This is a genomic window from Gilliamella sp. CG25, from assembly GCF_046635705.1.
Classification (GTDB): Bacteria; Pseudomonadota; Gammaproteobacteria; order Enterobacterales; family Orbaceae; genus Gilliamella; species Gilliamella apicola_I.
Window position 1 is genome coordinate 31,033 of record NZ_JBIDFJ010000010.1, and the last position, 19,069, is coordinate 50,101.

Here is a 19,069-nt window from a genome sequence, read left to right on the forward strand (position 1 = left end):
TCATCAGATGACGTTTTAATTTATGCTTTTTAAGCTGTCGTCGCTACAGCTTCTTTTTCTGGTGCTTTAATAGCTGCATAAGCAAGCCCTGCAATAACCGATCCAACAACAATGGATAACAGATAACCACCCACAGGTTTAACGACACCTGGAATTGCTAGAGCAAATAATCCACCGTGTGGTGTCATTAATGTTGAACCAAATGCTAATGCCATACCACCAGTAATTGCGCCACCTAGAATACAACATGGAATAACACGTAACGGATCACGCGCAGCGAAAGGAATTGCCCCTTCAGAGATAAAGCATAAGCCTAATACTAATGACGCCTTACCACTTTCTTGCTCAGCTTTAGCAAACTTTTTGCGAGCGATTAGCGTTGCAATACCCATTGCCAATGGAGGTACCATACCACCAGCCATCACAGCAGCCATTGGTGCATAAACATGCGCAGAAATTAATCCCGTACCAAAAGCATAAGCAACTTTATTAATTGGTCCGCCCATATCTGTACACATCATACCGCCTAACACTGCACCTAAAATAACAGCATTAGCCGTGCCCATTGAATTTAACCAGTCTGTTACCTCACCCATTAACCAAGCAATAGGTGTACCAACAATAAACTGCATGACAAGCCCTGTCGCTAATGTTGCCAATAGTGGCACAATTAAAATGGGTTTTAAGGCTTCCATACTTTTTGGTAGGGGAAGGTATTTAGCGATTAATAATGCAAAATATCCAGCAAAGTAACCAATGATAATACCACCTAAAAATCCTGCACCTGTTGAGACCGCAAGCAATCCTCCGACCAGACCAGGCGCAAGTCCAGGTCTATCCGCAATTGAATAAGCGATATAGCCAGCCAGTAATGGCACCATAAGCGAAAATGCCAAGCCTCCAATTTGCGCTAAATGTGGTTCACCAACTAATTTTTGTACACCGTCAATGTTTTCAAATGAACCCAAAGCAAAAGAAAGTGCGATGATCAATCCACCGGCAACAACCATTGGTAACATATAAGAAACACCAGTTAGAAGATGTTTATAAAAACTTTTCTTCTCATTGCTTGATTTAGCCGATGCTGAAGTTGATGAAGGTTGATAAACCGTTGCCTCTTCGAATGCTTTATCAAACTCTTGCGCAGTCTTTTTGAGCGCTGGGCCAGTTTTTGTTCGATACAATTTTTTACCCGCAAATTTACTTAAATCCACATCGATATCGCAAGCAGCAATCACAATATCTGCTGAGGCGACTTCTTCTGGTGTGAGTTCGTTACCAACCCCAACTGATCCTCGCGTTTCAACTTTACACCACCAACCACGTTTTTTAGCTTCTTCTTCAATCGCTTCGGCAGCCATAAAAGTATGTGCCACTCCAGTTGGACACGCTGTTACTGCAACAATACGTTTTACAGCTGTATTAGAGGTAGGCGCTGAATCACGTTGAGCTGATTTTTCAAAAACAACCGCTTTACTTTGTGCTTCTGTTAGAATTTGTTTTGGGTTTGCATATAACGCATTAATATCTTCTACCACATAAACTTTTTTACCAATGACAGATTTATCATTAATTTCACCAGTCCCGATAGCAATAATCGCATCTGCAGACTCTGAATTATCGATTACATTAAAATTCATCGAATTAGCAGCCAATGCGAGTTCCGCTCTGGCTAAACGTCCATTTACAGGACCAGTATTACTACCTTCAACAATATAAATATTCATGCAAACTCCTAACCAGCATTTATTTCAATTTTGCCTAGCATATCAGTTACAGCTTGGCGATCCGAAATCCCCACACCCGCTTGTCCAACAGACAAAGCAGCAACACTTGATGCAAATACCAGGGTATCTTTAATCGATTGATTTGTTATTAATCCATACATGATTCCAGCAACCATTGAGTCACCAGCACCGACCGTACTCACTACTTGACATTTTGGTGGTTTAGCCAACCATGCTTCATGTTGAGTCACCCACAAAGCGCCTTTACTTCCTAGTGAAATCACAACATTTTCAACGCCACCTTTTACTAATTCCATCGCCGCTGTTTTAATTTCATCTAATGTCGTTAATTTACGTCCGACCCACATTTCAAGCTCTTTATCATTTGGTTTGATTAACCATGGCTTAGCTTTCAATCCAGCGACTAACGCATCTCGGCTACTGTCAAACACTACTTTTGGGCAGATCTGTTTAACTCGCTCCATCCATTGTGTAAATTTATCAAGTGATACGCCGGCAGGTAAACTGCCACTTATTGCGACCATATCAATATCTTTTAACCATTCAAGAGAACTTGTCACAAAACGTTGCCAATCATGCTCAGTAATTGTAAAGCCTGAAAAGTTTAGATCCGTCACTTCGCTATTTTCTTCAGTCAATTTGACATTAATGCGTGTACGGCCTTCTACAGTTTGGAATTTGTCGACTACATTTAATGAATTAAATAATAGATTAAAACCATCTCGGTTTTCTTGACCTAAAAAACCACCAACAGTTAATTTTATATCTAGATCAGACAATACTTTAGCAACATTAATCCCTTTGCCAGCGGCAAGTAAAGCATTTGTTTGAACTAAATTTACATCACCCAACTCGACTTTTGGACAAAATCCTAATAAATCATAAGCAGGATTTAAGGTGATTGTTGCAACACGATAATTCATTATTCTGTTCCCTCACCAAGTCCGCTTTCAATTGCTTTACCGATAGCATCAAGTGCTTGCTCAGCATCATCACCGACCGCAGTAAATTGCAAACGGCTGCCTTTTTTGGCTCCAAGTGCAACGATTTTCATTAAGCTGGTAGCACTTACTGGCTCCCCTTTTCCATCAAGATTCGCAACAGTTACTTTGCTATTAAACTCTTTAACCAATTTAACTAATACTGAAGATGGACGAGTATGTAAACCATTTTCGTTAGGCACGATAAATTCACGAGTTAAAGCTTGGTTTGAATCCGATGCTGATGACGTTGCTGAGTTAGCTTGTTCAGTTTGAGAATTATCGATAGTTGAAGGCAAGTCATCTGTCATCAGTAAATTGATTAATTTATCCGTGCTTGCCGATAACATTAAATCTAACTTTTCATAAAATGCTAAACGTGCAATACGATCAATAACCTCAGACATTGCATTATCAACAACCGACATCGTGATAAGTAATTTTACCGGTTTATTATCTTCATTTACGTTGCTTATTGTACGACTAATCACAATCGCATTTTTTAGATTGCCTTCTTTGCTATCGTTCAACCAAACCCCACTACCTAGATAAGTTGGTTTATTATCCAGCACATGAGTGATAAAAGCCGTATTTACAGCATTTTGTTGTTTTAAGCGTGATGCATTTAACGCTTGTAAAATGGCTAAACTATCAGCATTGATATCCAATAAAAGTGATGATTCATTCATTGAAAATTGGCTGTCTTCTTGTTCTGTTTTTCCGGTTAAAATAGCAAGTGCTTCATCTGCTGTTTTAATATTTTTGATTCGTTCTTCAACACCGTCAGCACCTAAAACATGCGTCAATTGACGAAGTAACTCTAAATGTTCATCAGAACTAGCGGCGATACCAATAGCGACATAAGCTTTTTCACCATCATCACCCCATTCAACACCTTCAGGAAAACAAAAAACTTGAACCCCCGTCTTTTTAACTAAATGACGAGTGGTGGTAGTGCCATGTGGAATAGCAAGGCCAATACCCAGATAAGTGGCAGCTTGCGCTTCACGTTCAAGCATTCCATTTACATATCCTTCTTCGACAAAACCGGCACTAGTTAATGCTGCCGCTACTTTTTTTATCGCTTCTGTTTTATTAGTAGCGTGTTCATTTAAATGTATATCTTCTTTAACTAAATGAAACATAGAATAAATACCTCTGGGTTAAAAATATTGGGTCGACTAAAATGACTCATCTATAAATCCATTTAATGATTTTTATTGAATCGTTTCAGCAATAATGAATAAATTAAAATTATTTATCCAATAAATTATAACTATCAATAACAAATATGTGATCGAGATCTAATTTTTTGATCTTAATTTATTTATTATAAATGCAAAATAGATTTTAGACATTTTTTGTTATTTAGTTACATCATTTTGCTACCTTTAGTGTAAGGTATTTTTCATTAATTTCTAAGTCAAGTATTTCAGCCTTCATAAAACGTTAAACATGTCCAAGCAATAATATTATAGCGTTTTTAATAATACATCATGCAACAACCGAGCCAGTGACAAGCTTCCAAGTTTTTTTATTTTTCGTATTTACTCATACGTTGACGGCTCAAACTGCCACGGTAAATTAATTGTCTTGGGATCATAGTAGTACCTGATTGATAACTTTGCTGATTCAAACAATTTTGGAGTAATGTGATAGTCAACTCCACTATTTCTTTATGATCCTGAGAAAGTGAAATCACTTTACAGGGCAAAAAATCGAGTAATTCATTATCGCCAAACGTTGCAATAGTTAATGATTCAGGTAAATGACCAAATTTTCTTAATATGGCATCAATTGTACCTTGAAGAAGTGAAAATGAAGTTGCAAAAATACCATTTGGTAATTCATGATTGTTTAACCAATGACTAAAAGCCGTATCAGCATCTTGTCGGCTATAATTATTAGCATATAAAAAATCAACATCGTTACAATTTTTTAATGTTACCGCGTTAAACCCTTCAAGACGATGCTGACTTACCGATAAATTAGGTAGAGCACCAATATAAATGACTTTGCCTTGAACAAAATGGTTAAATGTTTGGGCAAGTGCTTTCGCATCTTGTTTATCTGCACCAACAATATTTCTAAATTTTTTACTCGATAATGTTCTGTCTAATGCAAATAGAGGAATCTTAAAATTTTCCCAATCATCATAAAACGCATAGTCTGAATCCGTAACAAAAGACGATGACAGAATTAAAGCGTCCACCCTTCTTTGTTTTAAATGTGCAATGCATTCTTTTTCAATTTCTGGATTATCGTCAGAACAGGATAAAAGTAGTTGATATCCTTCTTTTCTGACGAGTTGCTCTAAATAACTGGCAATGCGGGTATAACTACTGTTTTCTAAATCGGGGATAATAATACCAATAGTTCTTGTTTTACCTGCTCGAAGTCCTGCAGCAACAGCATTAGGCTGATATTTGTGCTTTTTAACAATTGCCATCACTTTAGCAATAGTTTGATCACTTACTCGATATTTTTTCGCTTTTCCGTTTATTACGTAGCTTGCAGTCGTTCTTGACACACCAGCTAAAAGTGCAATTTCCTCTAACTTCATCACTGTTATCTCGGCAAATGGCGTGTCTTTTTTTTAGCATGGAAAGAAGGAATTAGCAAATATTAATTTACTTTAACTTGTTTATTATTTGCAATATTTTACGCTTAAATAACATACGACAATCTACATTAATAATATACAGCGATATGTTGTCCTTGGATGGTTTCAATGCTAACCGGCGTATCAAAAATATCTTCTAAAATAGCTGAATTCATAATCTGTGTTGGAGTTCCTTGATAGACCAGTTCCCCATTTTTCATCGCTAAAATATAGTCCGAATAGACTGATGCAAAATTGATATCGTGAATAACAATGACAATGGTTTTACCAAGTTCATTCGCAGCACGTCGTAACTGTTTCATCATCGAAACTGCATGCTTCATATCCAAATTATTTAACGGTTCATCAAGTAACACATATTCAGTATTTTGACAAAGCACCATCGCGACATATGCTCGTTGTCGCTGTCCGCCAGATAACTCATCTAAAAAACGATCTTTAAACTCAGTTAAATTTAAAAAATCCAATGCTCGATGAATATGCTGATAATCATCAGCATTTAAACGCCCTTTTGTATGAGGATAACGCCCGAATCCGACCAGTTCAAATACGGTAAGCCTACTGGTAAAGCGATTTTCTTGTCTTAATACCGAAAGATGAGTAGCTAATTTATCACTCGGCGTTTCAAACACATCCATGTCTTGAATTTTAACGTTTCCTTCATCAGCGTTCAAAAGTCGACTTATAATCGAAAGTAAAGTTGATTTTCCAGCGCCATTAGGCCCAATGATTGCTGTTACTCCCCCTTGTGGAATGGTGGCGGTAACATTTTTTAAAACCGAAAGGGTTTGGTATTTTTTATTAATATTATCAATTTGTATCACATCGGTACCTTTTTCAATAATAAGAAGATAAACAGACTACCACCAATAAACTCTATGACGACCGTAATGGCGCCAACCATATTCAAAACATGCTCTAAAAACATTTGTCCACCCACCAGAAAAATCACGCCAAGTAAAAAGGTCGTGGGAAGTAAAAATCGATGTTGGCTTGAGCGACTTATGCTATAAGCTGAATTTGCTATCAGTAGACCAAAGAAGGTAAATGGTCCCACCAATGCGGTTGAAATTGCAACTAATATCGAGACTAAAAGTAAAATAATTGTCACGCTTTGATGATAATTAACGCCCAGATTAATAGCGTTATCACGTCCTAAAGCCAAAACATCAAATTGAAAACGCATTCTCCATAAAAATAGTCCGATACATATTGCAATAATGAATGAAAAAATAATTAAGATGGGATCAGCCCGAGTGAACGTAGCAAAAATTCGACTTTGCAGAACAGCAAATTCAGTTGGTGTCATTAACCGTTGTAATAAGTTTGCAAAACTGCGGAAAAGTGTGCCCAGAATAATCCCAATTAATAATACTAAATGAAGATTTTGCTTAAATTTTGTGAATAAACCTTTATATAACAATAGAGAAAATAAGATCAGTAAAAGCGATTCAACGATAAATTTGCCCATAATACCGATGTAAGGAATACCTTGCACATCGATAAAGAAAATGACAATTGTTTGAATTAAGACAAATAAAGATTCAAACCCCATTATCGACGGCGTTAATATGCGATTATGGGTCACGGTTTGAAAAAGGAGTGTGGATGTTGCAGCCGAAAAAGCAACTAATATCATCGTCAACACTATCCACATACGATGAGTCAAAATATACCTAATATTCCCTTTTAGATTAAAGGTCATAAAAAAGATGATACAAATAAGCGCTATACTCAATAATAGCAAAATTCTTTTTTGACTGGAACGATAGTGTTTTGAACTAACTAGCATGTTTTTTTCGACTTAATAATATTAAAAAGATTACGGCACCGACAATACCAAGAATTACACTGACAGGGATTTCAAATGGATAGCGAATTAAACGTCCAATAATATCGCAAATTAATACCAATCCCCCACCAAATAAACAGACCCAAGGAATGGTTTTACGCACATTATCACCGAATAACAAGCTGACAATGTTGGGGACGATTAATCCTAAAAACGGTAATACACCAACCACCACAACTACAATACCGCCAATCAATGCTATGACAATTAGTCCAATTATCATGACTCGACGATAATTAAGTCCCACATTAACCGAAAAATCTCGACCTAACCCCACGACTGTAAACTGATCTGCACTCCAGCATGCTACCAATGTCAAACCACAAACTAGCCACAATAGTTCATAACGACCTTGTAAAATCCCAGAAAAATCACCTGATTGCCATCCATAAAGCGATTGCAATAGATCATAATACATGGCAAAAAATGTGGTTACAGCACTGATTATCGCGCCTAGCATAATCCCAATAAGTGGAACCATTAGTGCTGATTTGAGAACAATTTTATGGGATATTATCATAAAAAGAATCGTACCCATCATCGCAAATAAACTTGCAACCACCATTTTGATCATGACACTTTGTTCGGGCGCGAATACCATCATGATGAGTAAACCAAGACTGGCTGATTGGGTGGTGCCAACAAGGGTAGGCTCCACAAAGCGGTTTTGTGTTAATAACTGCATCACTAAGCCAGCGACACTCATTGCACTACCGGCTAACAATAACGCTAACGTTCTTGGCAAACGACTGACAAAAAAGATCTGCTGCATATTTGTATTGGTGAAAAGTTCATGTAAATTGACATGCCCTGCACCAATAAACAAACTTATTGCAGTCAAAATTAATAAAATAATGATGCCTGCAATAAAATATAACGACAACTTCATGTTTTTTTTTATTGATTAGTCGATGATTCTTGTAGTGCTTCTGCTATTTGATCCATTAAACGACTATACGTTTGAATCCCGCCTGCGATATACATCGATGTTGAATCAAGATAAACAATATGATTGTGCTGCCATGCTGCCGTTTTTTGAATTAATTCATTATTTAATACTTGTTGTGCTGATTGGGCTTCTTTATTACCAATGGCATTATCTCTATCTAACACAAATATCCATTCGGGATTAGTACTTAAAATGAATTCAGAAGTAACACTATTCCCATGACGACCGGCTTCTTGGAAAGTGGTTGCTGGCTGGAAACCTAACACATCAAAAACAAATCCAAAACGTGATTTAGGGCCATATGCAGACATTTTCCCACCGTTAATCATAATCACTAATGCTGAACCGGCTGTACTGGTTTTAGGTTTAAGTTGATCTATTTTTTGATTAAAGTCTTCAATCAATTTAGATGCTTCTTTCTCTTTTTCAAAAATCCAACCTAATTGACGAGTTCGCTCAGTTAAACTCGCTAAGAAGTTATTGGAATCAATATCTAAGGAGATTGTTTCTGCTAATTTTTCCAACTTTGGATAGGCATCTGTTGCTCGTCCACCTGCTATAATTAAGTCAGGATTGATAGAGCTAAGTACTTCGTAATTTGGCTCAAACAAAGTCCCAATGTTAGTATAGGACTTATCACTATATTTAGATAAGAAATCAGGTAAATGGACATTTGATTGTGGTACTGCTGAGACTGGAATATTCAATGCATCAATAATATCAAGAGTTGCAACGTTAAAAACAGCTACTTTTTTGGGAACAGACTCAAAAAGTGCTTCGCCTTGAGCGTGTTTAATTACCAGAGCATCTTTCTTAATATCGGAATAATCTGGTTTTTGGTTATTCTTATTATCACACCCAACAACTAACAGCAATACAGCAAACAGTACTGTAATTTTAACTTTGATAAATGAATACATATGAACTCCTGATTATTGTTTAGATAAAAATAACACAAATATAAATAATTCTCATTTGCATTAAATTGTATCTAAAAACAACTCAGTGTTCAATAAACTTTAAAGAATATCTAAAGTCAGTGTTAAATGATTAGAAAACGTTTTTTTACATAGCGTTATGTCAAAATTTTATAGATTAATTAGCCAATATCACTGTCATTTTTATTTGAAAACTCTTTTAACTTTCTGGTTAAAGTATTACGCCCCCACCCTAATAAATTTGCTGCTTCTTGTTTATGTCCTCGGGTAAAATTAAGTGCGCAATTTAATAAAATACGCTCTACTTCTGTCACTGCCTCAGTTAAAATGCTCGATTTTCCTGCGACAAGCGATTGTTTAGCCCATTGTTCCAGTAAAAATTGCCAATCCATTGCAACTTGAGAGTCGTTTAATGTCAAACTTATATCATTACGACCAACCAAAATTTTAGGCATCGGAAATTGTAATAGCTCTGGTGGTAGATCTTGCACTAAAATTTCTTTACTAGAAGACATGACTGTCACCCAACGACAGGTATTTTCAAGCTGTCTTACATTGCCCGGCCAATTAAATTTACATAGAACACTCATCGCTTCGGGACTAAAAACTTTACTTTCAACGCCTAACTCTTTAGCCGTGGTATATAAAAAATGCTCTGCAATTTTCGGAATATCTTGAGCACGATCACGTAATGGAGGCAATAAAATACGGATTACATTTAAGCGATGAAACAAATCATCCCGAAATTTGCCTTCGCGCACTCTTGCTTCTAAATCTTGATGCGTTGCGGCAATAATTCTGACATCAACTTTTACAGGGGAATAACCACCAATACGATAAAATTGTCCTTCGGCAAGGACTCGAAGTAACCGTGTTTGAACATCAAGAGGCATATCACCGATTTCATCTAAAAATAAAGTTCCACCATTAGCCTGTTCAAATCGTCCATGCCTGATTTGTGCAGCCCCAGTAAACGCCCCTTTTTCGTGTCCAAACAGTTCCGATTCAATCAGATCTTTGGGAATCGCTGCCATATTAAGTGCGATAAAAGGTGAATGTGATCGAGGGCTATGAGTATGCAACGCTTTTGCGACTAACTCTTTACCTGTACCTGATTCACCATTAATCAGCACACTAATAGAAGATTTTGATAAGCGTCCAATAATCCGAAATACCTCTTGCATTGAAGGTGCTTCACCTATAATGCCTGTTGATGCTTTTGCCGTAACATGAGTACGCTGATGATTTGGTACTTGTAAATGTTGAGACTGTGCAATAGCACGTTCAACAAGTTGAATCATTTCATCCACATCAAAGGGTTTGGGAATATAATCAAAAGCGCCTTTTTGGTAAGCATTGACAGCAGCATCTAGATCAGAATGCGCTGTCATAATAATGACAGGCAAATGGGGGAATTGTGCTTTGATATAATTAAGTAATGATAGACCATCGATGCCAGGCATTTTAATATCAGAAATTAGTACAGCTGGTTTGGATAGTTGATTAGTCAAAGCTTCGATCACATCTTGACCGTTTGCAAAACTAATACAATTAAAATGCGCATTGGTAAGTGCTTTTTCTAATACCCAACGAATTGAACTATCATCATCAACAACCCAAACATTCATTTTAAATTACCTCATTGTTTGATTGGCAAATAGACAGAAAATTCAGTGTGTCCAGGCCAACTATTGAATTCAATTTTACCATGATGTTGATCAACAATATTATGTGCAATAGAAAGACCGATTCCTGTCCCACCTTCATAACCGCTTACCATAGGATAAAAAAGTGTATCTTGAATATGAACAGGTACCCCCGGTCCATTATCTTCAATATCAATACGTGCACATAGTCGATAACGTTGTCCATGCAATGTAACTTGAAAGGCAGTTCTCGTTCTGATTGTTATCGTACCTGTTTTCGTACCAATAGCCTGTAAAGCATTTCGCACAATATTTAAAATAACTTGTTCGATCTGCTCTGAATCATGGATAAATTCTGGCAAACTTGGATCATAATCCCGTAAAATAGTCACATTTAATGGTTTTTCGATGCACAATAACGCATAGGTTCGCTCAATCGCTTGATGAATATTTTGTACTTTTTGGTGCAAGCGTTGCTGTGGTCCCAATAACCTATCTACTAGATTTCTTAATCTATCTGCTTGTTCAATAATAATCTGCGTATAATCTTGCAACTCATTTTTTGGTAATTCTCGTGATAATAATTGTGCAGCACCTCGAAGCCCACCTAATGGGTTTTTAATTTCATGTGCTAGCCCTCGCACAAGTTCACGAGCAGCACTTTGTTGAGCTTGTTGTAACTGTTCTTGGCTTAACCGTTTATGATTATTTAAAGGCGCCATTTCAATTAAGATCTGTTCATTACTTAAGGGTTGTGCCGTTAACGATAAGATATGCAATTCATTATTCACTACCAAATTCACTTCAGTATCCGTAAAACCTTGATTTTTGGATAATGAACTTTGCATTAACTCGAAATCTAAAGAATGGTAACTCAATAAATCAGGAAGATAACTATCTAATAACTTTTTGGGACTTTGTGCTAATAGCTGTTGGGCAGCGGTATTGGCGTAAACAATATTGAGATTTTTATCAAGTAATAAAATACTTGTAATCATCGAGTTGAGAACAAGATCAGCATCAGATTCACTATCAAATGTCATCGTCGGTATTCCGTCCTCATTAAAATCCACCGCTTTAGACGGTGGATTAACTGTTTAAATTTTAGATAAATTTATAAACTATAGTAAAGTTCAAATTCAACTGGATGTGGTGTCATACGTACACGATCAACATCTTGACGTTTTAAATCAATATACGCATCAATCGTATCATTAGTGAAGACATTCCCACGCGTTAAGAAGTCACGATCAGCATCTAATGCATTAAGCGCTTCTTCAAGTGAACCTGCCACTTGTGGAATTAATTTAGATTCTTCCGGTGGTAAATCATATAAGTTTTTATCCATTGCATCGCCAGGATGAATTTTGTTGATAATACCGTCTAAACCAGCCATTAACTGAGCAGCAAAAGATAAATATGGATTACCAGCTGGATCAGGGAAACGAACTTCAATACGGCGTGCTTTCGGGCTAGTTACAACCGGAATACGAATTGAAGCAGAACGGTTACGAGCAGAATACGCAAGCATAACAGGCGCTTCATAACCCGGTACTAAACGTTTATATGAGTTTGTTGCAGGGTTAGTAAATGCATTGATAGCTTTAGCATGTTTAATAATACCGCCAATATAGAATAATGCCATTTCAGAAAGCCCAGCATATTTATCACCGGCAAATAAGTTAACTCCATCTTTAGCTAAAGATTGATGGCAGTGCATGCCTGAACCATTATCGCCAAACATCGGTTTCGGCATAAATGTCGCTGTTTTACCATAAATATGCGCTACATTTTGCACAACATATTTATAAATTTGAACTTCATCCGCTTTTTTAGTTAATGTATTGAAACGACAAGCAATTTCATTTTGTCCTGCAGTTGCCACTTCATGGTGATGAGCTTCAACAACTAAACCAAGTTGTTCCATAATTAAACACATCTCTGAGCGGATATCTTGCGATGAATCAACCGGAGGAAGTGGGAAGTAACCGCCTTTTACGCCTGGGCGATGACCTTTGTTACCTTCTTCATATTTTGTGCCTGAATTCCAAGCGGCTTCAATATCATCAATGTGAACAAAACTACCTGACATCGGTGAACCAAAACGAACATCATCAAATAAAAAGAATTCGGGTTCTGGTCCAAAAATAACGGTATCAGCAATACCTGAAGATTTTAAAAACTCTTCAGCACGTTTTGCGATTGAACGTGGATCACGATCATAACCTTGTAATGTTGCAGGTTCGAGTACATCACAACGGAGATTTAATGTTACATCTTCAAAAAATGGATCAATAACGGCACTTGAAGCATCAGGCATTAATACCATATCCGATTCATTAATCCCTTTCCAACCAGCAATTGAAGAACCGTCAAACATTTTACCGTCTTCAAAAAAGTCAGCATCAATTTGACTAACGGGTATCGTAACGTGTTGCTCTTTACCTTTGGTATCAGTAAAACGCAAATCGACAAATTTAACATCATTTTCTTTAATTAGTGTTAATACTTTTTGTATAGACATGTATCTTCTCCGTTGAGGACAAATAATTGTTCAGTTCGTAAGGCATTCTTGCCAAGTTATTTTCTTTTATGCAAATATGATGCCAAGTTTTAAGTCACGTTTTTCTAGTGAATTTACGGGTTAAATAGTAACACAAATAGCATTGATGCACCAAAATAATGCATAAAAACACTTAGAATGCACCAATAAAAGGCGTTGCACATTTATTTTGCTAAAAAGATGTCGTTCACGCATTCAATCATCCTTGTAATAATCAAAAACTCAATAAGAATCTTCTCAATTTAACGCTCGATAATTTGGGGAACAACAAGATTTTCTTATAGGTACTGTATTTCAGTGCATAATATCGCTATAATCTCTTCTTATATTGAAAAACTAGGTAATTATAAAAGTATGGACTTTATTACACTCGAAATTATACCTTTTGTTAAAAATCATATTTTACTTTCTTTAGGTTGGATTGTACTTTTTATTGCAATCATTGTATTAACCATCAAAAGTAAGTTATCAAAAGTTAAAATCATTAATAATGCTCAAGCAATCAATCTGATTAATAAACAAAATGCTAAAATCATTGATTTGCGATCAGCTGATAGTTTCAAAAAGGGGCATATTACCGATTCCCTGAATATACTCCCCATTGATATCAAAAATGCGAGTGCAAATTCTATTGAAAAACATAAAGAAAATTTTGTTATTTTAGTTGATGATAATGGTCTATCATCAGCCGGTATCGGTGAAATACTAGTTAAACAAGGTTTCTTGAATGTTTTTGCATTAAAAGATGGCATTGCAGGATGGAATGGCGAAAATTTACCATTAGTTAGAAAATAAAACTATATTAAAATAAGGTTAGATCATGACAGAACAAAACAATACACAACAACCAGAAACACAATTTGCAATTCAACGTATTTATACAAAAGATGTTTCATTTGAAACCAATAATGTACCTGAAGTTTTTACCAAACAATTTCAACCAGCCATGAATGTTGAATTGAATACATCATCTCAATCCTTAAATGATGATGTTTATGAAGTCGCATTACGCATTACAGTAACAATGAAGTCACAAGACGAAGTTGCCTATATTTGTGAAGTAACGCAAGCAGGTATTTTTTCACTCGTTGGATTCAATGATGCACAGTTACAACACTGTTTAGGTGCTTACTGTCCGAATATTTTATTCCCGTATGCACGAGAAACAATTTCTAACTTAGTCATTAAAGGTTCTTTCCCACCAGTTAATTTAGAACCGGTTAACTTTGACGTGTTATTTATGAACTATCTTCAACAGCAACAACAATCAGTTGAAGAAGAATCAACAGAAACATTACAATAATCATTGTGATTTAATCTAGAACGATAAATCTAACGGTTAATTATGGAAAAACATGCTGTTGTCACAGTAATCGGTGCAGGTTCTTACGGAACCTCTTTAGCTATTTTACTTGCACGTAATGGTCATCAAACATTATTGTGGGGACATAATTCACACAAAATGATGGCTTTACAGCATGACAGGCAAAATAAACAATTTTTGCCTGATATTCCTTTTCCTGAATTACTGCACATTGAAAGTGATCTGCAAACAGCTGTTTCAGCGTCACCAATCTTACTCATAGTGGTACCTAGCCATGCTTTTGGTACTATTTTAAAGCAAATAAAACCCTATTTACGCAAAGATAGTAAAATTGTTTGGGCAACCAAAGGACTTGAGGTCAATACCGGACGTTTATTGCAAGATGTCGCCAGAGAAATTTTAGGCAATCAAATCCCCCTAGCTGTCATTTCAGGCCCTACTTTTGCTAAAGAAGTTGCCTCAGGTTTGCCAACGGCGGTAACAGTTGCTTCAACGGATGATGATTTTTTAACTGAGTTACAAAATTTATTTCATTGTAGTAAAAGTTTTCGGGTCTATAGCAGTAAAGATTTTATTGGGGTGCAACTTGGTGGCGCCATTAAAAATGTGATTGCGATAGGAGCAGGATTGTCTGATGGGCTGGGTTTTGGTGCGAATGCAAGAACAGCGTTAATCACACGTGGACTGGCTGAAATGATGCGATTGGGCGAAGCGCTTGGTGCAGATCCTGCAACGTTTATGGGCATGGCTGGACTTGGTGATCTTGTATTAACCTGTACGGATAATCAATCACGAAATCGACGTTTCGGTATTTTGCTGGGACAAAATAAATCTATTCAAGAAGCACAAGATATTATCGCACAAGTTGTCGAAGGATTTAAAAATACTAAAGAAGTTTGGACACTTGCAAAACAATATCATGTGGATATGCCAATCACTGAACAAATTTATAAAGTACTATACGAGCATAAAGATCCTAAACAAGCGGCAATGACCTTACTCGGACGATCACAGAAAGAAGAACTAAAAAGTTAATTTTTAATACCGTTATATCATCACTTTGTATTAACGCTATTAAATAACGTTGTAATTAAAATGAGCTATTCTTTCTAATCTTTAGCTTATATATTTGTTCCAATACCCTTTTCTTTTGCTTTTAGATAAATATCATATCCAACATAAACATCGAGAACGGCTGTTCCCACCGTTTTAAATAATGTGATTTGCTCATCGTTTTGGCGACATTTTTGCGAATCAGTAACTAATTCACCCAACTCAAAAAAATCATTTTTTGATACACGTTTCTGGTTAATTGGATCAATAATATCCCCTGCTTCGGCAAAAACGCCCTCTTTAGTATCAAGTACACGAATGTCCGCTTTTTCAACAATATTACTTGGTATTTCATGCATTTCAGGGGTATATGCACCCACACCATTAATATGAGTACCAGGCTTAACGATATCACCATTAAATGTGACCACTTTAGATGTTGTCACTGAGGTGATAATATCTGCTTGACCAATGTCTTCATCAAAATTTTGCGAAAAATAGAGATTGGCTGAAAAATGTGAAAAGTGTTTTTTCATCGCTTCCGTAAATTGTTTCGCTTTTTGTTCATCGATATCGTAAATAGCTATATCAGTCAGATCCCGAACGGTTAACATGGCTTCTAATTGTGATACTGCCTGACCTCCTGTTCCAATTAATACTGCTCGTCGAGCATTTTTTCTTGCTAAAAGATCGGTTGCCGCACCTTGTACCGCCCCTGTACGAAGTTGAGTTACAAAAGTACCATCTAAAATGGCACAAACTTCCCCAGTTAAAGGATCTAACATCATCACTTGCGCTGGTACGGAGGGTTTACCCAATTTAGGATTATCCGGAAATACAGACACAATTTTAATGCCAACAATATCCTTACCTTTTATATGCGCGGGCATAAATAAACTTTGCCCTTTCTGCATATCAAAATTGATACGTAAAGGCACTTCACTATCTCCTTGGGTATAGATTTTTAAAGCTTGTTTATCTGCCTCAATGGCATCTTTCATACTATAAACATGTTGAATATCATTTGCGGATAAAATTAACATTTTCACTCCAGACCTTTTTTTATGATTTATTTTACGTTTTTTATAGGCATTGTCTAACTTTTAGATAACTAACCAAAGAAAATCATTAATCATGTTAGATTATTCATAATAAATTCAAAATAAACAACATATCTTGTGTATTTCCTCTATTTTCACTATTATGACAAGGTGCAATTTTGCACGGAAATTGAGAATTAAGATGTTATTCAATATATTAAGGGTTATTTTAAAGTTTCTTTTTCATGTCAAAATTTATGGTAACCTAAAAAACTTAAAGCAAGAAAGATTGCTTATCACTCCTAACCATGTTTCCTTTCTTGATGGTCTTCTAATCGGTGTTTTCTTACCTGTTAGACCCGTGTTTGCCATTTATTCAGGTTATATTGATCACTGGTTAGTTCGTTTAGCAAAACGGTACGTGGATTTTGTGCCGATGGATCCGATTAATCCTATGGCAATTAAACGCTTAGTACGCGAAATTGAAAAAGGACGTCCGATAGTCATATTCCCTGAAGGAAGAATCACCGTAACAGGGTCATTAATGAAAATTTATGATGGAGCGGCTTTTGTAGCGGCTCGATCGAAAGCAACAATTGTACCAGTCTGGATTGAAGGAGCAGAGTTCACATTAACTAGCCGCCTAAAAGGACTGTTTAAACGTCGCTTATTTCCTAAAATAACGATTCATGTACTTGAACCGACCACAATTCCAATGCCAAATGTGCCTAAAGCAAAAGACAAACGCTATATAGCGGGTGAAAAATTGCATCAAATCATGATGAATGCTCGTTTGGCAAGCCGTCCTAAATTAACACTATTTGAAGCATTACTTGAAGCACAAGTTCGCTACGGGACAAAATCAAGAACAGTACAAGACCCGACAACGTCCGAATTATCTTATCGTAATTTACTTAAGCAAATTATTGGTGTAAGTTGCATTATCGAAAAAATTACCGAAAAAAAAGAACGAGTGGGTGTTTTACTCCCCAATGCCACAATCACCGTTGCGACTATTTTCGGTTTATTAGTGAAAAACCGAGTACCTGCCATGCTTAATTATACTGCTGGTACAAAGGGATTAACCTGTGCAATTACTGCCGCCGAAATTAAATCCATTGTCACATCGCGTAAATTTATTCAAAAAGGTAAACTCGATTATCTCTTAGATGAGATCAAAGGCATTAAGTGGTATTTTCTGGAAGATTTACGCAGTAGTTTGACTTTAAAAGATAAGCTCTATGTGGCAGTGAATCAATATATTCCACGTTTTGTTGAATGTAATCAAACGAGTGATGATGAAGCACTTGTTCTTTTTACATCAGGCTCTGAGGGTAACCCTAAAGGGGTTGTGCATACGCATGGTAGTCTACTTGCTAATGTTGAACAAATTCGATCGGTCATTGATCCTACTCCAGCCGATCGATTTATGTCTGCGTTACCGTTGTTCCATGCTTTTGGTATCACAGCTGGTTTGTTTTTACCGCTTTTTTCAGGAAGTCGTACATTTTTATATCCAAACCCTTTACACTATCGAATGGTACCAGAAATTATTTATGACCAAAATTGTACCGTTCTATTTGGTACACCAACTTTTTTAGCTAACTATGCTCGCTATGCCCACCCATTTGATTTTATGCGTTTACGCTATGTGGTAGCTGGCGCTGAAAAATTATCAGAACCAGTACGAGAACTATGGAAAGATAAATATGGCATTCGTATTTTAGAAGGTTATGGCGTCACCGAATGTGCACCGGTCGTTGCCCTCAATGTACCTATGGCATTTAAAAATGGCACAGTTGGTCGTTTATTGCCGGGGATGACTTCACGGTTAATTCATATACCTGGCATTAGTGAGGGAGGAGAGTTACAAGTTAAAGGGCCAAACGTGATGAAAGGTTATTTGCGCGTTGAAAATCCAGGCACCCTTGAACCACCTGTCGCCATAGATGAAAACGGTGAAGCTGAACAGGGTTGGTACGATACCGGTGATATCGTTTCAATTGATGATGAAGGTTTTATCACCATTAAAGGACGACTAAAACGATTTGCCAAAATAGCAGGTGAAATGGTCTCTTTAGAGAGTGTAGAGGCACTCGCTAAAAAAGTGGATCCCGATGCAATGCATGGTGCAACAGTAAAAGCTGATGCAGCAAAAGGGGAAGCAATTGTACTTTTCACAACTTCAACCAAGTTAGATCGTGAACAACTAAGTCAAACAGCACAAGAACTTGGTATTCCTGCTTTAGCCGTTCCTCGTGATATTCGTGTTGTTAAAGAACTTCCACTTCTTGGAACAGGAAAAATAGACTTTATCACCCTTCGAAAAATGGCTGACGAATAGCATAAGGAT

General features: G+C 36.6%; 16 protein-coding genes. 4 read left to right on the forward strand and 12 right to left on the reverse strand.

What is annotated here, in order from left to right:
• Window positions 1–29 precede the first annotated feature (29 nt).
• The 11 genes from fruA to glnA all read right to left on the reverse strand — a co-directional run bounded on the left by fruA (window position 30) and on the right by glnA (window position 13,260).
• Complete coding sequence (fruA, locus tag ACGH6P_RS08645; protein WP_411597281.1) at window positions 30–1,727, reverse strand: PTS fructose transporter subunit IIBC; 1,698 nt, start codon at window positions 1,725–1,727, stop codon at window positions 30–32.
• Between the two features lie 8 nt (window positions 1,728–1,735).
• Complete coding sequence (gene fruK, locus ACGH6P_RS08650; protein WP_267351979.1) at window positions 1,736–2,671, reverse strand: 1-phosphofructokinase; 936 nt, start codon at window positions 2,669–2,671, stop codon at window positions 1,736–1,738.
• Window positions 2,671–3,873: a fused PTS fructose transporter subunit IIA/HPr protein gene (gene fruB, locus ACGH6P_RS08655; protein WP_411597282.1), complete on the reverse strand. Its 1,203-nt coding sequence runs from the start codon at window positions 3,871–3,873 to the stop codon at window positions 2,671–2,673. The genes fruK and fruB overlap by 1 nt, the downstream gene beginning before the upstream one ends.
• Before the next feature lie 389 nt (window positions 3,874–4,262).
• Window positions 4,263–5,291 (reverse strand): catabolite repressor/activator, encoded by a 1,029-nt coding sequence (cra, locus tag ACGH6P_RS08660; protein WP_267380125.1) that lies wholly within the window; start codon window positions 5,289–5,291, stop codon window positions 4,263–4,265.
• A gap of 128 nt (window positions 5,292–5,419) precedes the next feature.
• Window positions 5,420–6,175 carry an ABC transporter ATP-binding protein gene (locus ACGH6P_RS08665; RefSeq protein ID WP_411597283.1) on the reverse strand — a complete coding sequence of 252 codons (756 nt, stop codon included), beginning with the start codon at window positions 6,173–6,175 and terminating at the stop codon, window positions 5,420–5,422.
• The gene (locus ACGH6P_RS08670; RefSeq protein ID WP_411597284.1) at window positions 6,172–7,143 is read right to left on the reverse strand and encodes an iron chelate uptake ABC transporter family permease subunit; all 972 of its coding nucleotides are present in this window, start codon (window positions 7,141–7,143) and stop codon (window positions 6,172–6,174) included. The genes ACGH6P_RS08665 and ACGH6P_RS08670 overlap by 4 nt, the downstream gene beginning before the upstream one ends.
• Window positions 7,133–8,092 (reverse strand): ABC transporter permease, encoded by a 960-nt coding sequence (locus ACGH6P_RS08675; protein WP_220215855.1) that lies wholly within the window; start codon window positions 8,090–8,092, stop codon window positions 7,133–7,135. Before ACGH6P_RS08675 ends, ACGH6P_RS08670 begins: the two co-directional genes overlap by 11 nt.
• Before the next feature lie 8 nt (window positions 8,093–8,100).
• Entirely contained in the window at window positions 8,101–9,072 is a 972-nt protein-coding gene (locus ACGH6P_RS08680; RefSeq protein ID WP_411597285.1) for a siderophore ABC transporter substrate-binding protein, read from the reverse strand.
• Between the two features lie 179 nt (window positions 9,073–9,251).
• On the reverse strand, window positions 9,252–10,718 hold the full coding sequence (gene glnG / locus ACGH6P_RS08685) for a nitrogen regulation protein NR(I) (RefSeq protein WP_411597286.1): 1,467 nt from the start codon (window positions 10,716–10,718) through the stop codon (window positions 9,252–9,254).
• 11 nt (window positions 10,719–10,729) lie between these two features.
• Window positions 10,730–11,779, reverse strand: a complete 1,050-nt coding sequence (gene glnL, locus ACGH6P_RS08690) for a nitrogen regulation protein NR(II) (protein WP_065559691.1) — start codon at window positions 11,777–11,779, stop codon at window positions 10,730–10,732.
• Window positions 11,780–11,850: 71 nt separating this feature from the next.
• Complete coding sequence (glnA, locus tag ACGH6P_RS08695; RefSeq protein ID WP_267360734.1) at window positions 11,851–13,260, reverse strand: glutamate--ammonia ligase; 1,410 nt, start codon at window positions 13,258–13,260, stop codon at window positions 11,851–11,853.
• A 393-nt stretch (window positions 13,261–13,653) separates the two neighbouring features.
• Between glnA and ACGH6P_RS08700 the strand changes: the two genes are divergently transcribed.
• From ACGH6P_RS08700 to gpsA, 3 genes are read left to right on the forward strand one after another with little or no spacing between them, the layout of a single operon-like run.
• Window positions 13,654–14,094 carry a rhodanese-like domain-containing protein gene (locus ACGH6P_RS08700; protein WP_411597302.1) on the forward strand — a complete coding sequence of 147 codons (441 nt, stop codon included), beginning with the start codon at window positions 13,654–13,656 and terminating at the stop codon, window positions 14,092–14,094.
• Between the two features lie 25 nt (window positions 14,095–14,119).
• Complete coding sequence (secB, locus tag ACGH6P_RS08705) at window positions 14,120–14,602, forward strand: protein-export chaperone SecB (protein ID WP_220215860.1); 483 nt, start codon at window positions 14,120–14,122, stop codon at window positions 14,600–14,602.
• Window positions 14,603–14,641: 39 nt separating this feature from the next.
• Window positions 14,642–15,658, forward strand: coding sequence for an NAD(P)H-dependent glycerol-3-phosphate dehydrogenase (gpsA, locus tag ACGH6P_RS08710; RefSeq protein ID WP_370632180.1), 1,017 nt, complete (start codon window positions 14,642–14,644; stop codon window positions 15,656–15,658).
• A gap of 86 nt (window positions 15,659–15,744) precedes the next feature.
• Here gpsA and ACGH6P_RS08715 read toward each other — a convergent pair whose 3' ends face one another.
• Window positions 15,745–16,719, reverse strand: a complete 975-nt coding sequence (locus ACGH6P_RS08715) for a hypothetical protein (protein WP_267380133.1) — start codon at window positions 16,717–16,719, stop codon at window positions 15,745–15,747.
• Window positions 16,720–16,918: 199 nt separating this feature from the next.
• On the opposite strand from ACGH6P_RS08715, the gene aas reads away from it, so the two are divergent.
• A complete protein-coding gene (aas, locus tag ACGH6P_RS08720; protein WP_267351999.1) occupies window positions 16,919–19,060 on the forward strand; it encodes a bifunctional acyl-ACP--phospholipid O-acyltransferase/long-chain-fatty-acid--ACP ligase in 2,142 nt (713 codons plus the stop codon).
• Window positions 19,061–19,069: the final 9 nt, after the last annotated feature.

Excerpts from the sequence above, each read along its gene's own strand:
- fruA (WP_411597281.1), bottom strand. The coding sequence starts at position 1,727 with ATGAATATTTATATTGTTGAAGGTAGTAATACTGGTCCTGTAAATGGA.
- fruK (WP_267351979.1), bottom strand. The coding sequence starts at position 2,671 with ATGAATTATCGTGTTGCAACAATCACCTTAAATCCTGCTTATGATTTA.
- fruB (WP_411597282.1), bottom strand. The coding sequence starts at position 3,873 with ATGTTTCATTTAGTTAAAGAAGATATACATTTAAATGAACACGCTACT.
- cra (WP_267380125.1), bottom strand. The coding sequence starts at position 5,291 with ATGAAGTTAGAGGAAATTGCACTTTTAGCTGGTGTGTCAAGAACGACT.
- ACGH6P_RS08670 (WP_411597284.1), bottom strand. The coding sequence starts at position 7,143 with ATGCTAGTTAGTTCAAAACACTATCGTTCCAGTCAAAAAAGAATTTTG.
- ACGH6P_RS08675 (WP_220215855.1), bottom strand. The coding sequence starts at position 8,092 with ATGAAGTTGTCGTTATATTTTATTGCAGGCATCATTATTTTATTAATT.
- ACGH6P_RS08680 (WP_411597285.1), bottom strand. The coding sequence starts at position 9,072 with ATGTATTCATTTATCAAAGTTAAAATTACAGTACTGTTTGCTGTATTG.
- glnG (WP_411597286.1), bottom strand. The coding sequence starts at position 10,718 with ATGAATGTTTGGGTTGTTGATGATGATAGTTCAATTCGTTGGGTATTA.
- glnL (WP_065559691.1), bottom strand. The coding sequence starts at position 11,779 with ATGACATTTGATAGTGAATCTGATGCTGATCTTGTTCTCAACTCGATG.
- glnA (WP_267360734.1), bottom strand. The coding sequence starts at position 13,260 with ATGTCTATACAAAAAGTATTAACACTAATTAAAGAAAATGATGTTAAA.
- ACGH6P_RS08700 (WP_411597302.1), top strand. The coding sequence starts at position 13,654 with ATGGACTTTATTACACTCGAAATTATACCTTTTGTTAAAAATCATATT.
- secB (WP_220215860.1), top strand. The coding sequence starts at position 14,120 with ATGACAGAACAAAACAATACACAACAACCAGAAACACAATTTGCAATT.
- ACGH6P_RS08715 (WP_267380133.1), bottom strand. The coding sequence starts at position 16,719 with ATGTTAATTTTATCCGCAAATGATATTCAACATGTTTATAGTATGAAA.
- aas (WP_267351999.1), top strand. The coding sequence starts at position 16,919 with ATGTTATTCAATATATTAAGGGTTATTTTAAAGTTTCTTTTTCATGTC.